17 protein-coding genes are annotated in these 19091 nt (G+C 59.1%); 13 read left to right on the top strand and 4 right to left on the bottom strand.

Features of this window, described 5'->3' with window-relative positions; genetic code table 11:
- Positions 1-28: 28 nt before the first annotated feature.
- The gene (locus tag AC13C8_RS19045) at positions 29-1942 is read right to left on the bottom strand and encodes a bifunctional 2',3'-cyclic-nucleotide 2'-phosphodiesterase/3'-nucleotidase (RefSeq protein WP_482848719.1); all 1914 of its coding nucleotides are present in this window, start codon (positions 1940-1942) and stop codon (positions 29-31) included.
- Between the two features lie 196 nt (positions 1943-2138).
- Here AC13C8_RS19045 and nudC point away from each other — a divergent pair, with 196 nt between their 5' ends.
- Positions 2139-3104 carry an NAD(+) diphosphatase gene (gene nudC / locus AC13C8_RS19040; protein ID WP_482848718.1) on the top strand — a complete coding sequence of 322 codons (966 nt, stop codon included), beginning with the start codon at positions 2139-2141 and terminating at the stop codon, positions 3102-3104.
- Between the two features lie 44 nt (positions 3105-3148).
- Positions 3149-3628, top strand: a complete 480-nt coding sequence (locus AC13C8_RS19035; RefSeq protein WP_091431652.1) for an SRPBCC family protein — start codon at positions 3149-3151, stop codon at positions 3626-3628.
- 11 nt (positions 3629-3639) lie between these two features.
- Here the strand turns inward: AC13C8_RS19035 and AC13C8_RS19030 are convergent, their stop codons facing one another.
- Positions 3640-4473 carry a prephenate dehydratase gene (locus AC13C8_RS19030; protein ID WP_482848717.1) on the bottom strand — a complete coding sequence of 278 codons (834 nt, stop codon included), beginning with the start codon at positions 4471-4473 and terminating at the stop codon, positions 3640-3642.
- A gap of 120 nt (positions 4474-4593) precedes the next feature.
- Here AC13C8_RS19030 and AC13C8_RS19025 point away from each other — a divergent pair, with 120 nt between their 5' ends.
- From AC13C8_RS19025 to AC13C8_RS19005, 5 genes are all read left to right on the top strand, one after another.
- Positions 4594-5127, top strand: coding sequence for a c-type cytochrome (locus AC13C8_RS19025; RefSeq protein WP_091432676.1), 534 nt, complete (start codon positions 4594-4596; stop codon positions 5125-5127).
- Positions 5128-5304: 177 nt separating this feature from the next.
- A complete protein-coding gene (locus AC13C8_RS19020) occupies positions 5305-7197 on the top strand; it encodes an extracellular solute-binding protein (protein WP_482848716.1) in 1893 nt (630 codons plus the stop codon).
- Between the two features lie 44 nt (positions 7198-7241).
- Positions 7242-8327: a microcin C ABC transporter permease YejB gene (locus AC13C8_RS19015; protein WP_091431654.1), complete on the top strand. Its 1086-nt coding sequence runs from the start codon at positions 7242-7244 to the stop codon at positions 8325-8327.
- Between the two features lie 2 nt (positions 8328-8329).
- A complete protein-coding gene (locus tag AC13C8_RS19010; protein WP_177179357.1) occupies positions 8330-9436 on the top strand; it encodes an ABC transporter permease in 1107 nt (368 codons plus the stop codon).
- Complete coding sequence (locus AC13C8_RS19005; protein WP_482848715.1) at positions 9433-11040, top strand: ABC transporter ATP-binding protein; 1608 nt, start codon at positions 9433-9435, stop codon at positions 11038-11040. The genes AC13C8_RS19010 and AC13C8_RS19005 overlap by 4 nt, the downstream gene beginning before the upstream one ends.
- On the opposite strand, the gene AC13C8_RS19000 is transcribed toward AC13C8_RS19005, so the two are convergent.
- Positions 11037-12620, bottom strand: coding sequence for a D-alanyl-D-alanine carboxypeptidase family protein (locus AC13C8_RS19000; protein WP_091432681.1), 1584 nt, complete (start codon positions 12618-12620; stop codon positions 11037-11039). The two genes, AC13C8_RS19005 and AC13C8_RS19000, sit on opposite strands and share 4 nt — an antisense overlap.
- Positions 12621-13020: 400 nt before the next feature.
- Here AC13C8_RS19000 and clpS point away from each other — a divergent pair, with 400 nt between their 5' ends.
- From clpS to AC13C8_RS18970, 6 genes are all read left to right on the top strand, one after another.
- The gene (gene clpS, locus AC13C8_RS18995) at positions 13021-13362 is read left to right on the top strand and encodes an ATP-dependent Clp protease adapter ClpS (protein ID WP_091431660.1); all 342 of its coding nucleotides are present in this window, start codon (positions 13021-13023) and stop codon (positions 13360-13362) included.
- A gap of 20 nt (positions 13363-13382) precedes the next feature.
- The gene (locus tag AC13C8_RS18990; RefSeq protein WP_482848714.1) at positions 13383-14372 is read left to right on the top strand and encodes a class I SAM-dependent methyltransferase; all 990 of its coding nucleotides are present in this window, start codon (positions 13383-13385) and stop codon (positions 14370-14372) included.
- A gap of 35 nt (positions 14373-14407) precedes the next feature.
- Positions 14408-15235, top strand: coding sequence for an SDR family NAD(P)-dependent oxidoreductase (locus tag AC13C8_RS18985; protein ID WP_091431665.1), 828 nt, complete (start codon positions 14408-14410; stop codon positions 15233-15235).
- Positions 15236-15308: 73 nt separating this feature from the next.
- Positions 15309-16199, top strand: a complete 891-nt coding sequence (gene hemF, locus AC13C8_RS18980; RefSeq protein WP_482848713.1) for an oxygen-dependent coproporphyrinogen oxidase — start codon at positions 15309-15311, stop codon at positions 16197-16199.
- A gap of 75 nt (positions 16200-16274) precedes the next feature.
- Positions 16275-16739 carry a MarR family winged helix-turn-helix transcriptional regulator gene (locus AC13C8_RS18975; RefSeq protein ID WP_482848712.1) on the top strand — a complete coding sequence of 155 codons (465 nt, stop codon included), beginning with the start codon at positions 16275-16277 and terminating at the stop codon, positions 16737-16739.
- An 88-nt stretch (positions 16740-16827) separates the two neighbouring features.
- On the top strand, positions 16828-18003 hold the full coding sequence (locus AC13C8_RS18970; protein WP_482848711.1) for an acetyl-CoA C-acyltransferase family protein: 1176 nt from the start codon (positions 16828-16830) through the stop codon (positions 18001-18003).
- A gap of 42 nt (positions 18004-18045) precedes the next feature.
- Here the strand turns inward: AC13C8_RS18970 and hemC are convergent, their stop codons facing one another.
- Complete coding sequence (gene hemC / locus AC13C8_RS18965; RefSeq protein WP_091432684.1) at positions 18046-19002, bottom strand: hydroxymethylbilane synthase; 957 nt, start codon at positions 19000-19002, stop codon at positions 18046-18048.
- Positions 19003-19091: the final 89 nt, after the last annotated feature.

Raw genomic sequence — 19091 nt, 5'->3', positions numbered from 1 at the left:
TATGAGGCAGCTTTGACCGATGCAAGCCTCAGAGTTCCATCTCGTAATGTGCAAACCCTTGGTGGTCACACATATCTACACAACGGATGGGCAACCAAGGATAGTGCGCACGCGATATACAGGCCGCAGGCGACGACTTGAACCGGACGCTGGCCCCGGCCACCTCGGCGAACCGCCAGACCGGATCGGCGGGGACATCGACGGATCCCACCCTCTGCACATATCCTTTCAGAACATCCCGGATGGCCAGTGGAGGAATGGCGACGATCCGGTCCTCCGGGACGGGCGGATAGCCGCCGCCTCCGCAAGCCCTGAAATCGCTAGTGGCCAGAAGGAATTCATCCTCGTCCCGAACCGGTTTTCCCTTGTGCCGCAGATCGACAATACGTCCACCGCTTGACCCCGACGCCGCGCCATCCGGCGTGAACCGTGCCGGTTGGCTCAGGTCAATCTTATAGGTCAGTCCCAGAACGGATTCGAGCAGATAGCCCGGCGTTCCATCGTCTTTCAACGCAACTGCCCGTTCCCCCGGCAACACCTGATTGAACAGGCTCGCGGACCGCTCCAACCAGTTCTTCAGATAAGCACCGGTTGCGCGAACCAACACTAGCTCGTTCGGGAACACATACAGATCGGACAGGCACCGCAGGGTCATCTGCCCCGCACGCACGCTGGAATAATAGTTTGGCCCAGCCAGCCCCCCAGACTTGAACGGCGCGCTTGCAGCCAGAACCGGCAGAACCAATCCCGGTTTGTCGGCCTGAAATTGCTGGGCGTGCGCCATCATTGCCTCTTGCACAAGGCGGGTCGCACGGTCACCCCCAACAAGCGCGAAATAGTTGTCCAGATCTTTTGCGCAGCGGGCAATCGGTGTGCGCATATGGTTGAGCGTACTTTCATGCAGTTGCTGAACCCAGTTCGGAAACTGCTTTGGCGCTTTGGGCGCGACACCCGAATCTTCAGCCCTCGTTACTTTTCTTAATGTGGCCCGGCCCGACGCGACGAACCACCGGACCCCATCATGCGCCAGATCAAGGTCGATCACTCCAAGATGCGACCCCCAGAACCCCGGCACGATGGTTGGCACCTGGTTCAGGTGGTCACTCAGCCCGTCCGGCCCGACCATGGACGCGCCCGGCTCTGGAAATACCTGATGCGAATGGCCGCCGACGATCGCGTCGATCCCCGCTACGCGCGACAGCGGAAGCAGCGCATTTTCCATCCCTTCGACATGGGTGTCGTCACCCAATCCAGAATGCGCCAGCGCAACGACGATATCCGCCCCCCGCGCCTTCAGATAGGGCACAAAAGACCGCGCGGTCTGGATGATGTCACGTATCTGCGGAGCAGTCCCTGAGTTATGCCCAAATTTCAGAGAGCCGGGAGGCAGAAACCCGATCACGCCGATACGAATGCAGCGCTCTACACCCGTTGAGTCGGTGATTTTGCGGTTCAGAACCGTGAAGGGCGGCACGAGGGTGGCGTCCTGCAAAGGCGTCGCAGCCCGTCGCACGATGGTATTGGCGGATACGACTGGAAATTCTGCCTGCTCGATGGCGTCGAACAAGACCTCGATCCCGCGGTCGAAATCGTGATTGCCCAGAGTGGCCGCGTCATACCCCAGATGGTCCATCGCGGCGATCATCGGATGCACGGTCGGGGCGTCTGCCCCACTTGCGGCGCGATACTGTTCGACGACCAGATCGCCCATCGCGGTGCCGTGCAGGAAATCCCCATTGTCCAGAAGGATCGTATTCGGTTCTTCGGCACGTGCGTCAGCGATCAGTTGTGCCGTATTGGTCAAGCCCCAGCCATCCACGGGCCTGTCGGACAAGTAGTCATAGGGGAGGATGTGCATATGCAGGTCCGTGGTCGCAAGAATGCGCAAGCGAGCGCGGATCGTGTCCTCGCAACCGGTGGTTTGCTCAAATTGCGTCAACACCAATGACCCTCCTGCCCATTTGCGGCGCGTTCTCTTCGGGATTCGCGTTCGAGCCATTGAAAAACATTCAAAGGTAATTTGAAAGAGATCATTTGCAACTTTAGCGTGCTTAAATCCGAATACTTCGAATGCGGGTGCCAAACCCCGGATGTCCTGCTAGCGTGTCCAAAAAGCGACCAGCAAAGACGAGGTGCGTATGAAAATCGCCGAACAGGTCACTTTCGGCACCGGTCTTCTGGACCGTGCGGCAAACTTGCGCACAGACAGCAAAGGGTTGCTACACTCGGCCCGGATGGCACGCATTCTTCCTGTCTGGCGCGGCAAGCCGATGTTTGACCGGGGAACCGAACACCATACCACACTGGCTTACCTGACGCTGGACCATCCCCAACTGCTCTTGCGGCAAGACCTTTTGGTATTTCTGGGCCGCGACGACCACGGCCCGATATTTGCGGTGGATGTCTCGGACTGGACGGCCAAAGGGAACGCCCCTGACCCAAGCGCCTTCGTCGATCAGACATGGCAACATTTCCCCGACACGCCCGACACGCAGGGATTTGCCGAACTGCGTGGTGTCATGACGCAGCTTACCCCGTCGGAGGCGGAGGTCGCCGCCACCGCGCGCAGCATTCTGGAATGGCATCGCATCCACGGTTTCTGTGCCAATTGCGGGACGAAGAGCGTTCCCGTGCAAGCAGGCTGGCAACGTGATTGCCCGGCTTGCGCGCGGCCACATTTTCCGCGCACCGATCCGGTAGTCATCATGCTGATCACCCACGGCAACGCGGTTCTGATCGGGCGCAACGTCCTGTGGCCGACGGGCATGTACTCGCTGTTGGCGGGATTTATGGAACCGGGAGAAACCATCGAAGCCGCCACCCGGCGGGAGGTCTTTGAAGAAACCGGCGTGCGTGTTGGCACTGTCGGGTATCTGGCGTCCCAACCTTGGCCCTATCCATCCTCCCTGATGATCGGCACCCGTGGATTGGCGACCACGACGGAAATCACCATCGACCCCAACGAGTTGGAGCAGGCGCAGTGGGTCACACGTGAGCAGATGCTGGAGGTGTTCGCCGGCCAAAAGCCTGATATGCTGCCTGCCAGAAAGGGATCAATTGCACATTTTCTGCTGTCAAACTGGCTTGCAGACCGGCTTGATTAAGACCACAACCTGCCAAAGAGCGTCGGAAACCAAAGAGACCCCGCATGAAGTTCAAGACCCGCGAAGACATTGAGGCCACGTTGGAGCAGGTGTTCGAAGCTGTGTCGGACTTCGACGGGATGGAACGGGCCGCCCTGCGCCGCGGGGCCGAAGTCACACGCACCGACAACCTGACATCACCGGGACAAGGTATGACCTGGCACGCCGCGTTCCCGTTTCGCAATCGCACGCGAACAGCCGACATGCTGTTGAAAACCTATGATGCACCGCATCAGATCGAGCTGTTCTCGAAAGTGTCCGGGATCGAAGCAACGGTTGAAGTCGAACTTCTGTCGCTGTCGCGCAACCGCACCCGCATGACAATGAGTATCGACATGCGGCCCAAGACCATTCCCGCCAGACTGCTTTTGCAATCCATGAAGCTGGCACGCGCGTCATTGGTGCGGCGTTATCGCAAGCGAGTAGCGAATTACGCGCAATCCATCGAAAACCGGTATCGCACCACCGTTCACCCGATTCGCTGAACTGTCAGCAATCAGTCGCGAGCCGGATCGCGTGGATAGACCCCAAGAATTTCAAGCGTCGATGTGAAATAGGCCAGTTCTTCCAGTGCAAGCTGGACAGGGCGATCGTCGGGATGGCCTTCAATATCGGCATAAAACCTGGTCGCAGTGAATGATCCGTCCACCATATAGCTTTCCAGCTTGGTCATGTTGACGCCATTGGTCGCAAATCCACCCATCGCCTTGTAAAGCGCGGCAGGAATATTGCGCACTTCGAAGACAAAAGTGGTCATCATGCCGTGATCGCCACGACGCGTATGATCGGCTTCGCGCCCCATGATCACGAAGCGCGTGGTGTTATGACCGTGATCTTCCACGTCCTCGGCCAGCACATCCAGCCCATAGATCTCGGCAGCGAGGGCCGAAGCAAGAACGCCCTCGCCTTCAGCTTTTGACTGGGCGAGCTTCGCCGCGGCCCCGGCGCTATCGGCCGCAGAGACCCCGCGAATGCCGTGGCTTTTCAGGAAAGCCGACGATTGCGGGATCAGCACCAAATGAGCCCGCACAGTCTTGATGTCGTCAATCTTTGCGCCCGGCAGGCCCAGCAGACTGATACGCACACGCACGAAGGCCTCGTCCAGAATGCGCAGCCCGCTTTCTGGCAGCAAACGGTGAATATCGGCAACCCGGCCATATGTGGTGTTCTCAATCGGCAACATCGCTTGATCTGCACTGCCGCTGCGCACCGCCGCGATCACCTCTTCAAAGGACTCGCAGGGCATCGGTTCAAGGTCGGGACGGGCGGCGATACAGGCCTCATGCGAATAAGCACCAGGTTCCCCCTGAAAGGCGATACGGCTGGTCATTTCGCGGCCCTCTTTTTGGCGGATTGTGTTAAAGTGCACCTTGTCGCGCCTCATATCGCTTGAAACATGGCAATGGAAGCGGCTAGAAGGCTTTTGACTTTGGATGAGACGGAACGCGACATGTTCGACACAATGACAACGACAAAAGCCGGGGCCGCTGTAATCGGTGCCCTCCTGTTCTTCCTGCTGGGCTCTTGGGCAGCAGACAGCCTGTATTCGACCGAATCCGCTGACCACGTCGGCGAAGACGGTGTTGCCGAAACCGGCTACATGATCGCAACCGACACTGGAGGTGGCGAGGCTGAGGAAGAAGAAGAGGCCGTGCCATTCGCAGACCTGCTGGCTGCGGCTGATCCTGCCAAAGGTGAAAAAGTCTGGGGCAAATGCAAAGCTTGCCACAAGTTGGAAGATGGCGCCAGCGGCACCGGGCCGCACCTTTACGGTGTTGTCGGTCGCGAAGTGGCCAGTGTTGACGGGTTCAATTATTCCGATGCTCTGGTCGAGCATGGCGGCAGTTGGGGACCGGACGAGTTGAACGAATGGCTGGCCAACCCGAAAGCCTATGCGCCGGGCAACAAGATGACCTTTGCCGGTTTGAAAAAAGAATCCGATCGCGCCGATCTGATTGCCTATCTTCAATCCATTGGCGGCTGAACGCTGACCTATCCGTGTTTCTGGGTCGCTCCTTGCCGGGGCGGCCTTTTTCTTTGCGTTCCCATCACCGATTTGGCCTGATCTTACTCCGATCACCAAATCGCGCCTTGCAGTTTATCCAGCTGCCCCTTTAGCTTGGAAAAAACGATTTTCGTCGATCCGCTGAAGGAGACCCTGATGAAGCAAGTCCGGACACGCACCATCGCCGCCAAATCCAATCCTCTTGTGCAGGCTTCGTGGGGCTTGCTCGTCGGACTGGTGCTGCTGCTCACACCGGTTCTTGCGCAGGCCGAGACGACTGTTAAATCCCATGCCTACTCGTATTTCGGCACGCCTAAATATGGACCGGACTTCCCCCATCTTGACTATGTGAACCCAGACGCGCCCAAGGGTGGCGAGATCGTCATATCGTCCGAGAACGGCACATTTGACAGCTTCAACCCCTTCGCACGCAAGGGGGTGCCGGGGGCGCTGGCCTCCAGCAATATTGAACGGCTGATGACCAGCACAGCGGACGAGATCGGCACATCCTATGGGCTGCTCGCTGAAAGCCTGGAATATCCCGAGGACGAAAGCTGGGTGATCTTCACCCTGCGGCCCGAAGCCCGCTTTGCCGACGGAACCCCTGTCACCGCCGAAGATGTTGTGTTCACTCATGATCTGTTCATGGAACAAGGGTTGGTCAGCTTCCGCGAAGGTGTCAGCAGGATAATTGCCAATGCCGAAGCCCTTGATGCACGCCGCGTCAAATTCACTTTTCATCCTGACAGTTCGGTCCGTGACCGTATTGGACAGGCCGGTTCAACACCGGTCCTGTCAAAAGCGTGGTTTGAAAAGACCGGTGCGCGGTTGGATGAAAGCCGGCTGGAACAAGCGATGGCCACCGGCCCCTATATGCTGGACAGCTATCAGATCAACCAGCGCATCGTTTACAAACGCAACCCGGATTATTGGGGGGCGGATTTGCCAATCAATATCGGGCGCTGGAACTTTGACACGATCCGGGTTGAGTATTTTGCAGATAGCAACGCCGCGCTCGAAGGATTTTCATCCGGTAGCTATACGTTCCGTGTCGAAAACAGCTCGAAGGAATGGGCGACGTCCTACGATTTTCCTGCGGTGAAGAACGGACAGGTGATCAAGGCAGAGCTGGATGACGGCAATCAGGCCTCGGGTCAGGGTTTCGTGTTCAATCTGCGCCGCGAGAAGTTTCAGGACGTTCGAGTGCGCGAAGCGATTGGCCTTATGTTCAACTTCACATGGTCCAATGAAGCTCTTTTCTATGGCCTCTACGAGCGGGTGAACAGCTTCGCCGAAAACTCCTATCTGGAAGCCACCGGCATGCCCTCGTCTGAAGAACTGGCCTTGTTGGAGCCGTTTGGCGACAAGCTGCCCGAGGGCGCTCTGGGCGAGGCAATCATGGCCCCGACGTCGGGTGACAAACAGTTTGACCGGCGAAATGCCCGTGAAGCGTCACGTTTGCTTGAGGATGCAGGCTGGACCGTCGGCAACGACGGAATGCGCCGCAACGCTGAAGGCAAAACGCTGCGGGTCGAGTTTCTGACCTTTTCGCCAACCTTCGACCGGGTCATCACGCCCTATGTCGAAAATCTGCGCAAGATCGGCGTTGATGCGGTTCTGAACCGGGTGGATACGTCGCAATTCGTCGATCGCCGCTACGCGTTCGACTATGACATCATTACCGACAGCCTGGCATTCGGCTCTGAACCCGGCAGCAACCTGGCGCAGGCTTTCGGCTCGAAAGAGGCTGCGGTTTCCGTTTTCAACTCGCCCGGCGTCGCGGACCCGGTTGTGGACGGTCTGATCGAGGTTGTTCGTAACGCCGATACCAAAGAAGAGCTTGAAACTGCAACCAAAGCCCTGGACCGGGTTATGCGCGCAATGCGGATCATGGTTCCGCAATGGTACAAGAACAAGCATACCGTCGCTTACTATGACCAGTTCGAACACCCCGATCCGATGCCTCCTTATGATCTGGGCTATCTGGACTTTTGGTGGTTTAACGCAGAAAAAGCAGAAAAACTGAAGGCAGACGGCGTGCTGCGCTGACCCGCACCGCACGACCAAGGCACGAATAAGAGAGCGAGACCCAAATGGGCGCATATATTCTGCGCAGGCTTCTTCTGATTATCCCCACCCTGCTTGGGATCATGGTGATCAACTTCACCCTGACCCAGTTCGTCCCCGGTGGACCGATTGAACAGATCATCGCCCAGATGGAGGGCGAAGGCGATGTGTTCGCCACAATTGCAGGCGGTGGCGGGGATGCCGGGGGGGCAGGCGGCGGTGGCGATGAACGCTACCTGGGTGCGCGGGGCCTGCCGCCTGAATTCATTGCAGAGTTGGAGAAAGAGTTTGGCTTCGACAAGCCGCCGGTCGAACGGTTCTTCAATATGCTTTGGAATTATATCCGGCTGGATTTCGGTGAAAGCTATTTCAGGTCAATAGGCGTGTTCGAACTGGTCGCCGAAAAGCTGCCGGTGTCGATCACGCTCGGGCTGTGGTCCACCGTGATCGCCTATCTCATCTCGATCCCGCTGGGTGTGCGCAAAGCGGTGCGGGACGGGTCGCGGTTCGACACTTGGACGTCCGGCGTGATCATCGTTGCCTATGCCATCCCCGGCTTTCTGTTCGCCATTCTTCTGCTGGTGGTCTTTGCAGGTGGTTCATACCTGCAATGGTTCCCTTTGCGGGGTTTGACATCCGATAACTGGAGCGAGCTTAGCCTTTGGGGTAAGATCGTCGATTACTTCTGGCACATCACCCTGCCGGTTTTTGCCTCTACCATCGCCAGCTTTGCGACGCTGACACTTCTGACCAAGAACAGCTTTCTGGACGAGATCAAGAAGCAGTATGTCGTCACCGCTCGCGCCAAGGGGTTGACCGAACACCGGGTGTTGTATGGGCACGTTTTCCGTAATGCCATGCTGATCGTGATCGCGGGCTTCCCTGCCGTGTTTCTTGGCGTCTTTTTCGGCGGCTCGGTGATCATCGAAACGCTGTTCTCGCTGGATGGGCTTGGCCGTCTGGGGTTCGAAGCGGCCTTGCAGCGCGACTATCCGGTGATTTTCGGAACGCTCTTTGTCTTTGGCCTGATCGGCCTTCTGGTCGGCATCCTGTCCGACCTCATGTATGTCTTTGTCGATCCGCGCATCGACTTTGAAGGGCGCGAGGTCTGATTATGGCGTTGTCCCCCCTGAACAAACGCCGCTGGCGCAACTTCCGCCGCAACAGTCGCGCCTTCTGGTCGCTGATCCTGTTCTGTTTCCTGTTTGGCCTGTCGCTGCTGGCCGAATTCATCGCCAACGACAAACCCATTCTGGTCAGCTATCAGGGCGAGCTTTACGCGCCGATCTTCAAGTTTTATCCCGAAACCACCTTCGGAGGCGATTTCAGAACCGAGGCGAATTACGGCGATATCGAAGTTCAATGCCTGATCAAATCCGGTGGCTCTGAAGCCTGCTGGGATGACCCCGAAGACACCATTGCGCAGGCCGAGACCGGAATGGTGGCCGGGTCCGATATTCAATCGGGCTGGCTCCTCTGGCCGCCGATCCCCTATAGCTACACGACCATCGTGGACACGGGCGGCGCGGTTCCGTCGCCCCCCACCAGCCAAAACATCCTTGGCACTGATGATACGTCGCGCGATGTAGCGGCGCGCGTGATCTATGGCTTCCGACTATCTGTGTTTTTCACCATAATCGTGACGGTTCTGACTTCGGTCGTCGGCATCAGTGCCGGGGCCATCCAAGGCTATTTCGGTGGCTGGGTGGACCTCGTGTTCCAGCGCATTCTGGAGATCTGGAGTTCGACCCCCTCCCTTTACGTCATCATCATCCTGTTCGCCATATTGGGGCGAAGTTTCTGGCTTTTGGTCTTTGTGACCGTGCTGTTTGGCTGGCCCGCCCTGGTGGGTGTCGTGCGGGCCGAGTTCCTGCGCGCGCGCAATTTCGAATATGTTCGCGCCGCCCGCGCGCTTGGAGTGGCGAACCGGGTGATCATGTTCCGACATGTGCTGCCCAACGCCATGGTTGCCACTCTGACCATGTTGCCCTTCATCATCACCGGCACAATATCAACCCTTGCCACTCTGGATTTTCTGGGCTTCGGCCTGCCCTCATCGGCCCCATCGCTGGGCGAATTGACCCGGCAAGCCAAGGCCAACCTGCAAGCGCCGTGGCTGGGGTTCACAGCGTTCCTGACTTTTTCGATCCTGCTGTCCCTGCTTGTCTTCATCTTCGAAGGCGTGCGCGACGCGTTCGACCCGCGAAAGACCTTCCAATGAGCGTGCTTCACGTCAAAGACCTGCATGTCGGCTTCCGTCAGGATGGCCAGCTTCACCCCGCCGTGCGCGGTGTCAGTTTCGAGGTCGGCAAAGGCGAAACTGTCGCCATTGTCGGCGAAAGCGGGTCGGGCAAATCCGTCACCGCCCTGTCCACCGTCTCGCTTCTGCCAGACAGCGCACAGATCAGCGGGTCGATCACCTATGACGGGCGCGAGATGATCGGCGCCACGACCTCGGCGCTGCGCGACGTGCGTGGCAATGACATCAGCTTCATCTTCCAGGAACCGATGACATCGCTGAACCCGTTGCACACCATCGAAAAGCAGTTGACCGAGTCGATTGAGCTGCATCAGGGGCTGAAAGGCGACGCCGTGCGCGCGCGTATTCTTGAGCTTCTGAACAAGGTTGGCATTCGAGACGCCGAAACCCGGCTGGCCCATTATCCGCACCAATTGTCGGGCGGACAGCGGCAGCGGGTGATGATCGCCATGGCCCTGGCCAACGGGCCGGAACTGTTGATCGCAGACGAACCCACCACGGCGCTGGACGTGACCATTCAGGCACAGATCCTCGACCTGCTGGCCGAGTTGAAAGACAGCGAGGGAATGAGCCTTCTGTTCATCACCCATGACCTGGGCATTGTGCGCAAGATTGCGGACCGGGTCTGCGTGATGAAAGACGGCGTGATTGTCGAAGAAGGGCTGACCGCCGCGTTGTTTGCCAATCCGCGCCACGATTACACCCGTACCCTGATCAATGCCGAGGCACAGGGCCGCCCCGATCCCGTCCCCGAAGACGCACCCGAAATCGCCCACACCAAGGACTTGCGAATCTGGTTCCCAATCCAGCGCGGCCTGTTGCGCCGCACCGTCGGGCACGTGAAGGCGGTGAACGCCGCCAGCTTCGCGGTCCGGGCGGGGGAAACCGTCGGGATCGTCGGCGAAAGCGGGTCCGGCAAGACGACGTTGGCGCTGGCGGTGATGCGACTGATCAGTTCAGACGGGCCGGTGGTGTTCCTGGGCGAAAATATCCAAGGACGCAGATCGCGCCAGTTGCAACCCTTGCGCCGTGATATGCAGATCGTCTTTCAAGACCCCTATGGTTCATTGTCACCCCGTATGACAGCTGAAGAAATCATTGCCGAAGGTCTGTCGGTTCACGGATTGGAACCCGGCCGCGACCGGCGTGAAATGGTGGCTGAGATCATGGAAGAGGTCGGGTTGAACCCCACCACCATGGACCGCTATCCGCATGAGTTTTCGGGTGGACAACGTCAGCGTATCGCGATTGCGCGGGCGATGATCCTGCGGCCCAAACTTCTGGTTCTGGATGAACCAACTTCGGCTCTCGACATGACAGTGCAGGTGCAGATCGTCGATCTGTTACGCGAACTGCAAAAGAAACACGGGCTGGCCTATCTGTTTATCTCGCATGACCTGCGCGTGGTGCGCGCCTTGTCGCACAAGGTGTTGGTCATGCGCGCGGGCGATGTGGTGGAAAGCGGTCCCGCAGATCAAATCTTTGACGATCCGCAAACCGACTACACGCGCGCCCTGATGGCCGCAGCCTTCGACATCGAAGCAGTTGAGGGTGTGTCAGACTAGTTCAAGTCCGCGACTTTGGCCGGTCCCAGAACCTTGCAGCGCGTGTTGCGGGCGTTCAACCGGCGACACGCCAGATCAGCCTGTGCCTCGGACATGCCAACGAAATTTGCGTGCCAGCCATTCGACTGGCGCACAACCTTGCGCAAGGCTTCATCCAGCGTGTCAATCTCTTTCAACGCGGTTTTCAGCAGAACACGCTCGGCCTGATAACGGGATCCAAGCACACCCACATTGATCGCCCAGTGACGACCGCCCGAGGTCGACATGCGAGTGACGACTTCTGGTTCGGCCACTGTTTCGGTCTGTGGTTGCAGCGAGGTCAAGACAATCGCCGCCGGACGCGAACGCGGTGCTGCGACAGTTTCCGGTGCAGCGCTTGCAGGCGCTGCCGTCGTGCCAACGAGAGGTTGCGCGATTGGTTTTGCGGCGGGCGCAGGCGCCGCTGCCATGACGATTTCGGCAACGGATTCTGCTGTCTTGGTCGCGGCTTGCGACTCGGGTGCCGCTTCCGCCACCACCGAAGGTTCATCCTCTGGTTCCGCGATCGCAGTTATAACCGCGTCCTTGATGCTTTCGGTCAGAGCTGCAAGTTGAGCCTGCGCTGCCGGTTCCTGAGCGATCGGACGCGGGGTGGGGCGCGGACTTAGTTTGACTGCGCCGACCAGGCGAATGGTCTTGCCCGCCGCACCGGGTTGAGCGGGTTCGGCATCAACATTGGCATAGACAGGCAAGGCCGGTTTGCGTATCGGCGCACGGCTTGGCGCACGGCGGAAGCCAAGGTCCATCAGCTCGGCAACCTTTGCATTGCGGGACGCAGTGGACTGGCCGCCAAACACCGTTGTGATGATCCGTTCGCCCCCACGTTCGGCAGAGGCAACAAGGTTGAACCCAGCCGCACGGGTGTAACCGGTCTTGATCCCGTCAGCACCTTTGTAACTGTTCAGAAAACGGCGGTTCGTATTGGAGACCGCGCGCACCCCTGCATCCGTCGTAATGCGTGAAAACAGGTTGTAATACTGCGGATGGTCGAAAAACAGGTGACGCCCCAAAGTCGTCATGTCACGCGCGGTGGACAGGTGCCCGTTCTCGGTCAAACCATGTGCGTTCTTAAACTGCGTCCGTGTCATACCCAGTGCTTTCGCGGTCCGGTTCATCCTGCGGGCAAACGCCGCCTCGGACCCGGAAATTGCGATACCGATGGCAGTTGCCGCGTCATTGGCTGACTTCACGGCAGCCGCCCGGATCAGGTAACGGAACTTGATTTTCTGCCCGGCGCGCAATCCCAGCTTCGACGGTGGCTCTGCGGCTGCCTTACTGGTGATTGTCACCACCGTATCGGGGGATATCTCACCACGCTTGATCGCTTCGAACGCGATGTAAAGCGTCATCATCTTGGTCAGGGACGCTGGATGAAGCTGCGTATCGGCGTTGCGGGAATGCAGCACCTCGCCGGTGCGCGCGTCCATCACCATCGCCGCATAGGGCGCGGCTTGCGCACGGCTTGGCGCGAATTGCACGACACAGATAATCACTGCAAGAAATAGCCCAATACGGGCGCACTGCCACGGACGTAATTGCACGTCGTCCACCTTTTCTGCCTCAATCGCCTGGATCTTGTTGTCCGGCTGATTTGTTTTTTTCAGCGTAACACGAAGATTGCGCGCGAGAAAACACCTTATTTTCAATGCGCTAATTCGTGGCTCGTGGGACACGGATCGCAAGTGTTGTGGCGGTCGCCGATTTCGGGTCTATATCTTGAATTGCATTGCCCAATCCCGACTGAAACGCCTGCGCGCTTTTTCGCAACGCTGCGTTATGTCACCGGGCATCATCGGCGTCGAAACCAATTGTTGTGACTTTGCCCTCCATTTTGTATGTGGCTTGAACAAGACCCTGCACCTTGCCCCTTTTATTTGGCGGCATCGGCAATATATTCTGTGAGCCAAGCGACCCAATCATAGCAATCGGAGCAACGCCCAAATGGCCAAACTGCCCTTCATCTTGTCACAAGGCGACGGCGCCGATGATGGCGATGCAGGCCTTGCGGTGGTCACAAAGCCGAAAACCAAACGGCCGCCGATGTATAAAGTGCTGATTTTGAATGACGATTTCACCCCGATGGAGTTTGTCGTCATGGTCCTTGAACGGTTTTTCGGCATGAACCACGCGCAGGCGTTCGAGCTTATGTTAACGGTTCACAAAAAGGGGCTGGCAGTGGTCGGTGTCTTTTCGCACGAGGTTGCGGAAACCAAGGTGACGCAAGTGATGCATCTGGCCCGCGAACATCAGCATCCGCTTCAGTGCACCATGGAAAAGGAGTAGCCGCGCCAGCGGCGACCACCATGCTTCACACAAGATTGTCCCTTGCCCTGCGCGATGGCGCTGTGTCATTGCCGCAGGATGGCCGCCTGCTGGTCATTGGCCCCAACACGCGGCATGATGTGTCGGCGCTGCCCAAGGACCGCGTGACCATCTACAACCGCTTCTTTCCCGATCATGCCCACTGGACATCCCGGGGGTTCGACACGGTTCACACATTGCCCGACGGCGGGTTTGACGCAGCACTGGTCTGCGCACCGCGATCAAAACTGCTGGCGCAAGCCTGGGTGGCCGCTGCCACGAAAGCCACCGATGGCGGGTTGATCTTGCTGGACGGACAGAAGACCGACGGCATCGACAGCCTGCTGAAAGCAATCCGGCAAAAGGCGAACCTGCTTGGGGCGCTGTCCAAGGCACATGGCAAACTGGTCTGGTTCGACACTGCCGATGTTGGCGATTGGACCGCCACCGACACACAGCTTGAGGGCGGCTTCACCACCTGCCCCGGCGTGTTTTCAGCCGACGGTATCGACAAGGGATCGGCGGTTCTGGCCGCCGCAATGCCCGATGACATTACCGGTCGCGTGGCCGATCTGGGTGCTGGCTGGGGATATCTCGCGCGGCATATTCTTCAGCGACCCGGCGTCACGTCGCTTGACCTGATCGAGGCCGATCTGGTCGCGCTGGACTGCGCGAAACTGAACCTGGATGATCCGCGCGCTAATTTCATCTGGGGCGATGCGACCCAGTTTTGTCCACCTCAGCCCTATGATGTTGTCATCTCGAACCCGCCGTTTCACACCGGGCGCGCCGGAGATCCCGAGCTTGGCCGGGCCTTCATTCGCGCCGCCGCCGCAATGCTTGCCCCATCGGGGCGTTTCGTCATGGTGGCCAATCGCCACCTGCCCTATGAAGACACGCTGGGGGAACAGTTCAACACCGTCGAAGATCTGGGCGGCACACCGGGGTTCAAGCTTCTCAGCGGCGTAAAGCCACGTCGCACACGGCGCTAGGATCAGCTAGGCTCACCGGGAATCAGGAGGCACACATGTCCTTTTCCATCGCTGGCAAGACCGCCATCATCACAGGTGCCGCCAATGGCATCGGTTTGTCGATCGCCCGCCATTTCGCCGACAACGGCGCGAATGTCATCTGCGCCGATATAGACGAGGCCCGATTGTTAGACGAATGGGGTCCGAACCCCGACAGTGACACGGACGATCCGTCAAACACACGTATTTTTGCGGGCGATCTGCGTGAAAAGCTGACCATCGCCAACCTGCTATCTGCCACCATCGACGCCTTCGAGCGGGTCGACATATTGGTGAATGCCTCGCGACAGGTCATGCTGACCGATCCGCTGGATGCTGACAACAAGGCCGTGCAGATCCTGCTGGATCAGAACCTGATGACCAGCCTGCGGCTCAGCCAATTGGTGGCCAAACGAATGATACAGCAGGGCGAAGAACTGGGCGATGACGACCAGAACACGCCGCTTGGTGCCATCGTAAATCTTTCGTCCATTGCAGCCAGCCGCACCCAACCGGGCCTGATGGCCTATTCGATTGCCAGCGCCGCGCTGGATCAGATGACCCGTTCGCTGGCGGTCGCGCTGGCTGCCAATCGCATCCGGGTGAATGCTGTCGCCTTTGGATCGGTGATGAGCGCCAGTTTACAGGACACGATCCGCGACGCCGGTGAAACGCGCGAGGATATTCTTGAGGGCACCCCCCTTGGCCGCATCGCGTCCGCCAATGAAGTCGCGGAAGCTGTGCAGTTCCTGTCGTCGGAAGGGGCCGGCTTCATGACTGGTCACATCCTGACCGTCGATGGCGGGCGCAGCCTGTTGGACGCCGTTGGCAACCCTGCCCACTAACGCCGCGCCTTTTTCACCTTACCTTTGTTATGACCACAAGAGTTGTGCAACCTCGCACCTGAAGGAAAGCCTTATGACCGACAAGATGGAAGATCAGAAAGCCCGCGCCAGCGCATGGTTTCGCGACCTTCGCGACCAGATCGTCAACGCATTCGAAGGTCTTGAGGACACGCAGGCCACCGGACCTTTTGCCGACCAGCCAGCCGGGCGGTTCGACGTCAGCAAAACAACACGCGCATCGGGCGAAGACACGGATGCTGGTGGCGGGTTAATGAGCGTCATGCGCGGGGGCCGCGTCTTTGAAAAAGTCGGCGTCAACACCTCGACCGTTTATGGCACGCTGGGCAAATCCGCGCAGAAAGCCATGGCCGCACGTGGGGTGCCGGGAATGGAAGATGACCCCCGGTTCTGGGCGTCAGGCATAAGCCTTGTGGCCCATATGCAAAACCCACACACGCCCGCCGTTCATATGAACACGCGCATGTTCTGGACCCCGGACGCCTGGTGGTTCGGAGGCGGGGCGGACCTGAACCCCTGCATTGAATATGAAGAAGACACCGCGCATTTCCACAGCCAACTGGAAGCTGCCTGTCAGCGCCACGATCTAAGCTATTATGACAAATTCAAAGCCTGGGCCGATGAGTACTTCTTTGTCCCGCACCGTGGTCGTGCGCGGGGCGTTGGCGGGATATTCTATGACGATCTGAACACCGGTGACTGGGAAACTGATTTTGCCTTCACCCAGGATGTTGGCCGCGCCTTCCTGCCTGCCTTCGTTCCGGTGACAGAAGCCCGTTGTGACACGCCATGGACCGATGCCGACAAGGACAAGCAGTTGATCCATCGCGGGCTTTATGCCGAATACAATCTGGTCTATGACCGCGGCACCAAGTTCGGCCTGACCACCGGTCACGATGCCGATGCCGTGTTGATGAGCCTTCCGCCCTTTGCGAAATGGGTCTGACACGTGCCCGATGTGCGCCTTGCCATGCGATGCAGATAAGGGCAACCTGCCGGGAACGAAACGAAAGGCCTGCGCGTGACCACTTTCAAACTTGATGATTTCCTGCCTTATCAGTTGGCGGTGCTGTCCAGTCGAGTCAGTGCCGGATTTTCCCGCCATTACCGCAAAGCTTATGGGATATCGGTGTCTGAATGGCGCGTGGTCGCTCATCTCAGCCAGGCGGACAGCGTCAGCGTGCGCGAGATTCACGAACGCGTCGACATGGACAAGCCGAAAGTCAGCCGTGCAGCCTCGCGGCTTGAGGCTGCGGGCTACGTCACCAAGACTGTTAATCCGCAGGATCGGCGGTTGGTCGAGCTTAGTCTGACCCCCAAGGGGCACGAGATGATCGAAGTGCTGACGCCGATCGCGCACGCGTATGAGGCACACTTGTCCGCGCTTCTGGGCGAGAATGACGTCGAGTTTCGCCAGCGCGTCGGAAAGCTGATCGCGGCTTTGGGGACCGACCTTGCCGAAGAAGACATAACCTACACGGACTGAACCACCTTTTCTGACGGCGCGTCAGAGGCGACAACGTCGCCCCAATTGTGCGATCCTGCCCCAGAACCAAATCAACAGGGGGATTCTCATGTCCGACATCGTAATTCTTGGGGGCGCTCGCACGGCTATTGGCACGTTTGGCGGCAGTTTGGCGGCCACGCCGCCCAGCGCCCTTGGTGCCCACGTCACGCGCGAGGCGATGGCCCGCGCAGGCGTCGAACCCGGTCAGATCGGTCATGTGGCCTTCGGCCACGTGATCAACACCGAGCCGCGCGATATGTATCTGTCGCGGGTCGCCATGATCGAGGCTGGCATTCCCGACACCACACCTGCAATGAACGTAAACCGCCTGTGCGGGTCCGGGCTTCAGGCCGTGGTGTCCATCGCGCAATCGCTGATGCTGGGCGACGCCGATTACGGTGTTGCCGGTGGGGCCGAAAGCATGAGCCGCGCACCGTATATCCTGCCCCAAGCCCGCTGGGGCCAGAAGATGGGCGACACCGGCGCGCAAGACATGATGCTGGGCGCATTGAACTGCCCGTTTGGCACCGGGCATATGGGCGTCACGGCGGAAAACGTCGCGGCCGAGCATGATGTCAGCCGCGCAGATCAGGACGCTTTCGCCCTGGAAAGCCAGACACGCGCTGCCGCTGCCATTGAAGCAGGGCGTTTCGACAGCCAGATCGTCCCCATCGAGGTCAAACAACGCCGCGAAACGGTGCAGTTTGCCCGTGACGAACACCCCAAACCCACGACGACCGAGGCTTTGGCCGGTCTGCGCACCGTGTTCCAGAAGGACGGAACGGTTACGGCGGGCAATGCCTCGGGTATCAACGACGGAGCAGCAGCACTGGTGCTCGCACGTGCAGACGCAGCTGAGCGCGCGGGTCTGACGCCCATGGCCCGTATCATCGGCTATGGCCACGCGGGCGTGCGGCCCGAGGTGATGGGCATTGGCCCGGTGCCTGCGGTCGAAAACCTGTTGGCAAGGACCGGGCTGACCGTGGCCGATTTCGACGTGATCGAGTCAAACGAGGCGTTCGCGGCCCAGGCCATCGCAGTGAACAAAGGGTTGGGGCTGGATCCGGCCAAGGTGAACCCGAACGGTGGGGCCATCGCCTTGGGACACCCCGTCGGGGCAACCGGCGCGATCATCACGATCAAGGCGCTGTATGAGCTTGAGCGGATTGGCGGGTCGAAAGCGTTGATCACCATGTGTATCGGCGGCGGTCAAGGGATCGCGCTGGCCATCGAACGTATCTGATCAGATGGAGGATCTTGCCCGGCGTCAGCGCCGGGCAAAGACTTACTTCCAGTCGAAGAAATCGTCGCCGGCACGTGACAAAAGCTCTTGGGCCAGTTTGATGCCAAGCGCGGGTCCGTCTGATACAGGCCCCGAAATCTGATCTGACTTTGCCTCTGACCCATCTGTGCGCAGGATTTCCCCGCGCAGGGTCAGGGTGTCGCCATCCAGCGTGGCAAGGGCCGCAATCGGGGTCTCGCACGACCCATCCAATGCACCGAGAAAAGCGCGTTCAGCGGCCAGCCGTTGGCCGGTTTCCGCGTCGTGGATGGCATCCAGCATCTCTTTGACGCGCAGATCGTCAGCGCGCCGTTCGATGCCAATGGCACCTTGGGCGACAGCGTTCAGCATTTCCTCGGTCGGGATCGCTGTTTTCGGCACGCCGTCCATCCCCAGACGGTTCAGACCCGCCATCGCAAGAAAAGTCGCCTCGGCCACCCCATCTTCCAGTTTTTTCAGGCGGGTCTGGACGTTTCCGCGAAACTCGACAACCTCAAGATCGGGACGACGGTTCAGAAGTTGGGCTTTGCGACGCAGGGACGAGGTGCCGACCACGGCGCCCTTGGGAAGATCACGGATCGACCTGTAGTTGATCGACACGAACGCATCGCGGGTATCTTCACGCGGCAGGTTGCAGTCCAGAACAAGCCCTTCGGGCTGTTCGGTTGGCATATCCTTCATCGAATGCACGGCAATGTCGATACGGCCATCCAGCATCGCCTCTTCGATTTCCTTAGTGAACAGACCCTTGTTGCCAATCTCTTTCAACGGGCGATCTGCGTCGATCAGGGCACGATCATCACCGGTGGTGTGGATCACGACGATCTCGAACGCCGCTTCGGGAAGGTCGAACGCAGCCATCAGGCGGCGACGTGTTTCATGCGCCTGTGCCAGCGCCAAAGGGCTGCCGCGGGTGCCGATTTTCAGGGGGGTGTCGGGGGTCGGATATGCATGTGTCATGCCCATCGTTTACGACGGAAGATCAGGGCTGTCCATGCCTGCGGCACCCCGCACGCTTGACATCCTGTCGCGTGTGAGGGACCACGTCT

It is taken from the genome of Aliiroseovarius sp. B-4 (genome assembly GCF_056857795.1).
This window is presented reverse-complemented; position numbering and strand designations above follow the sequence as displayed.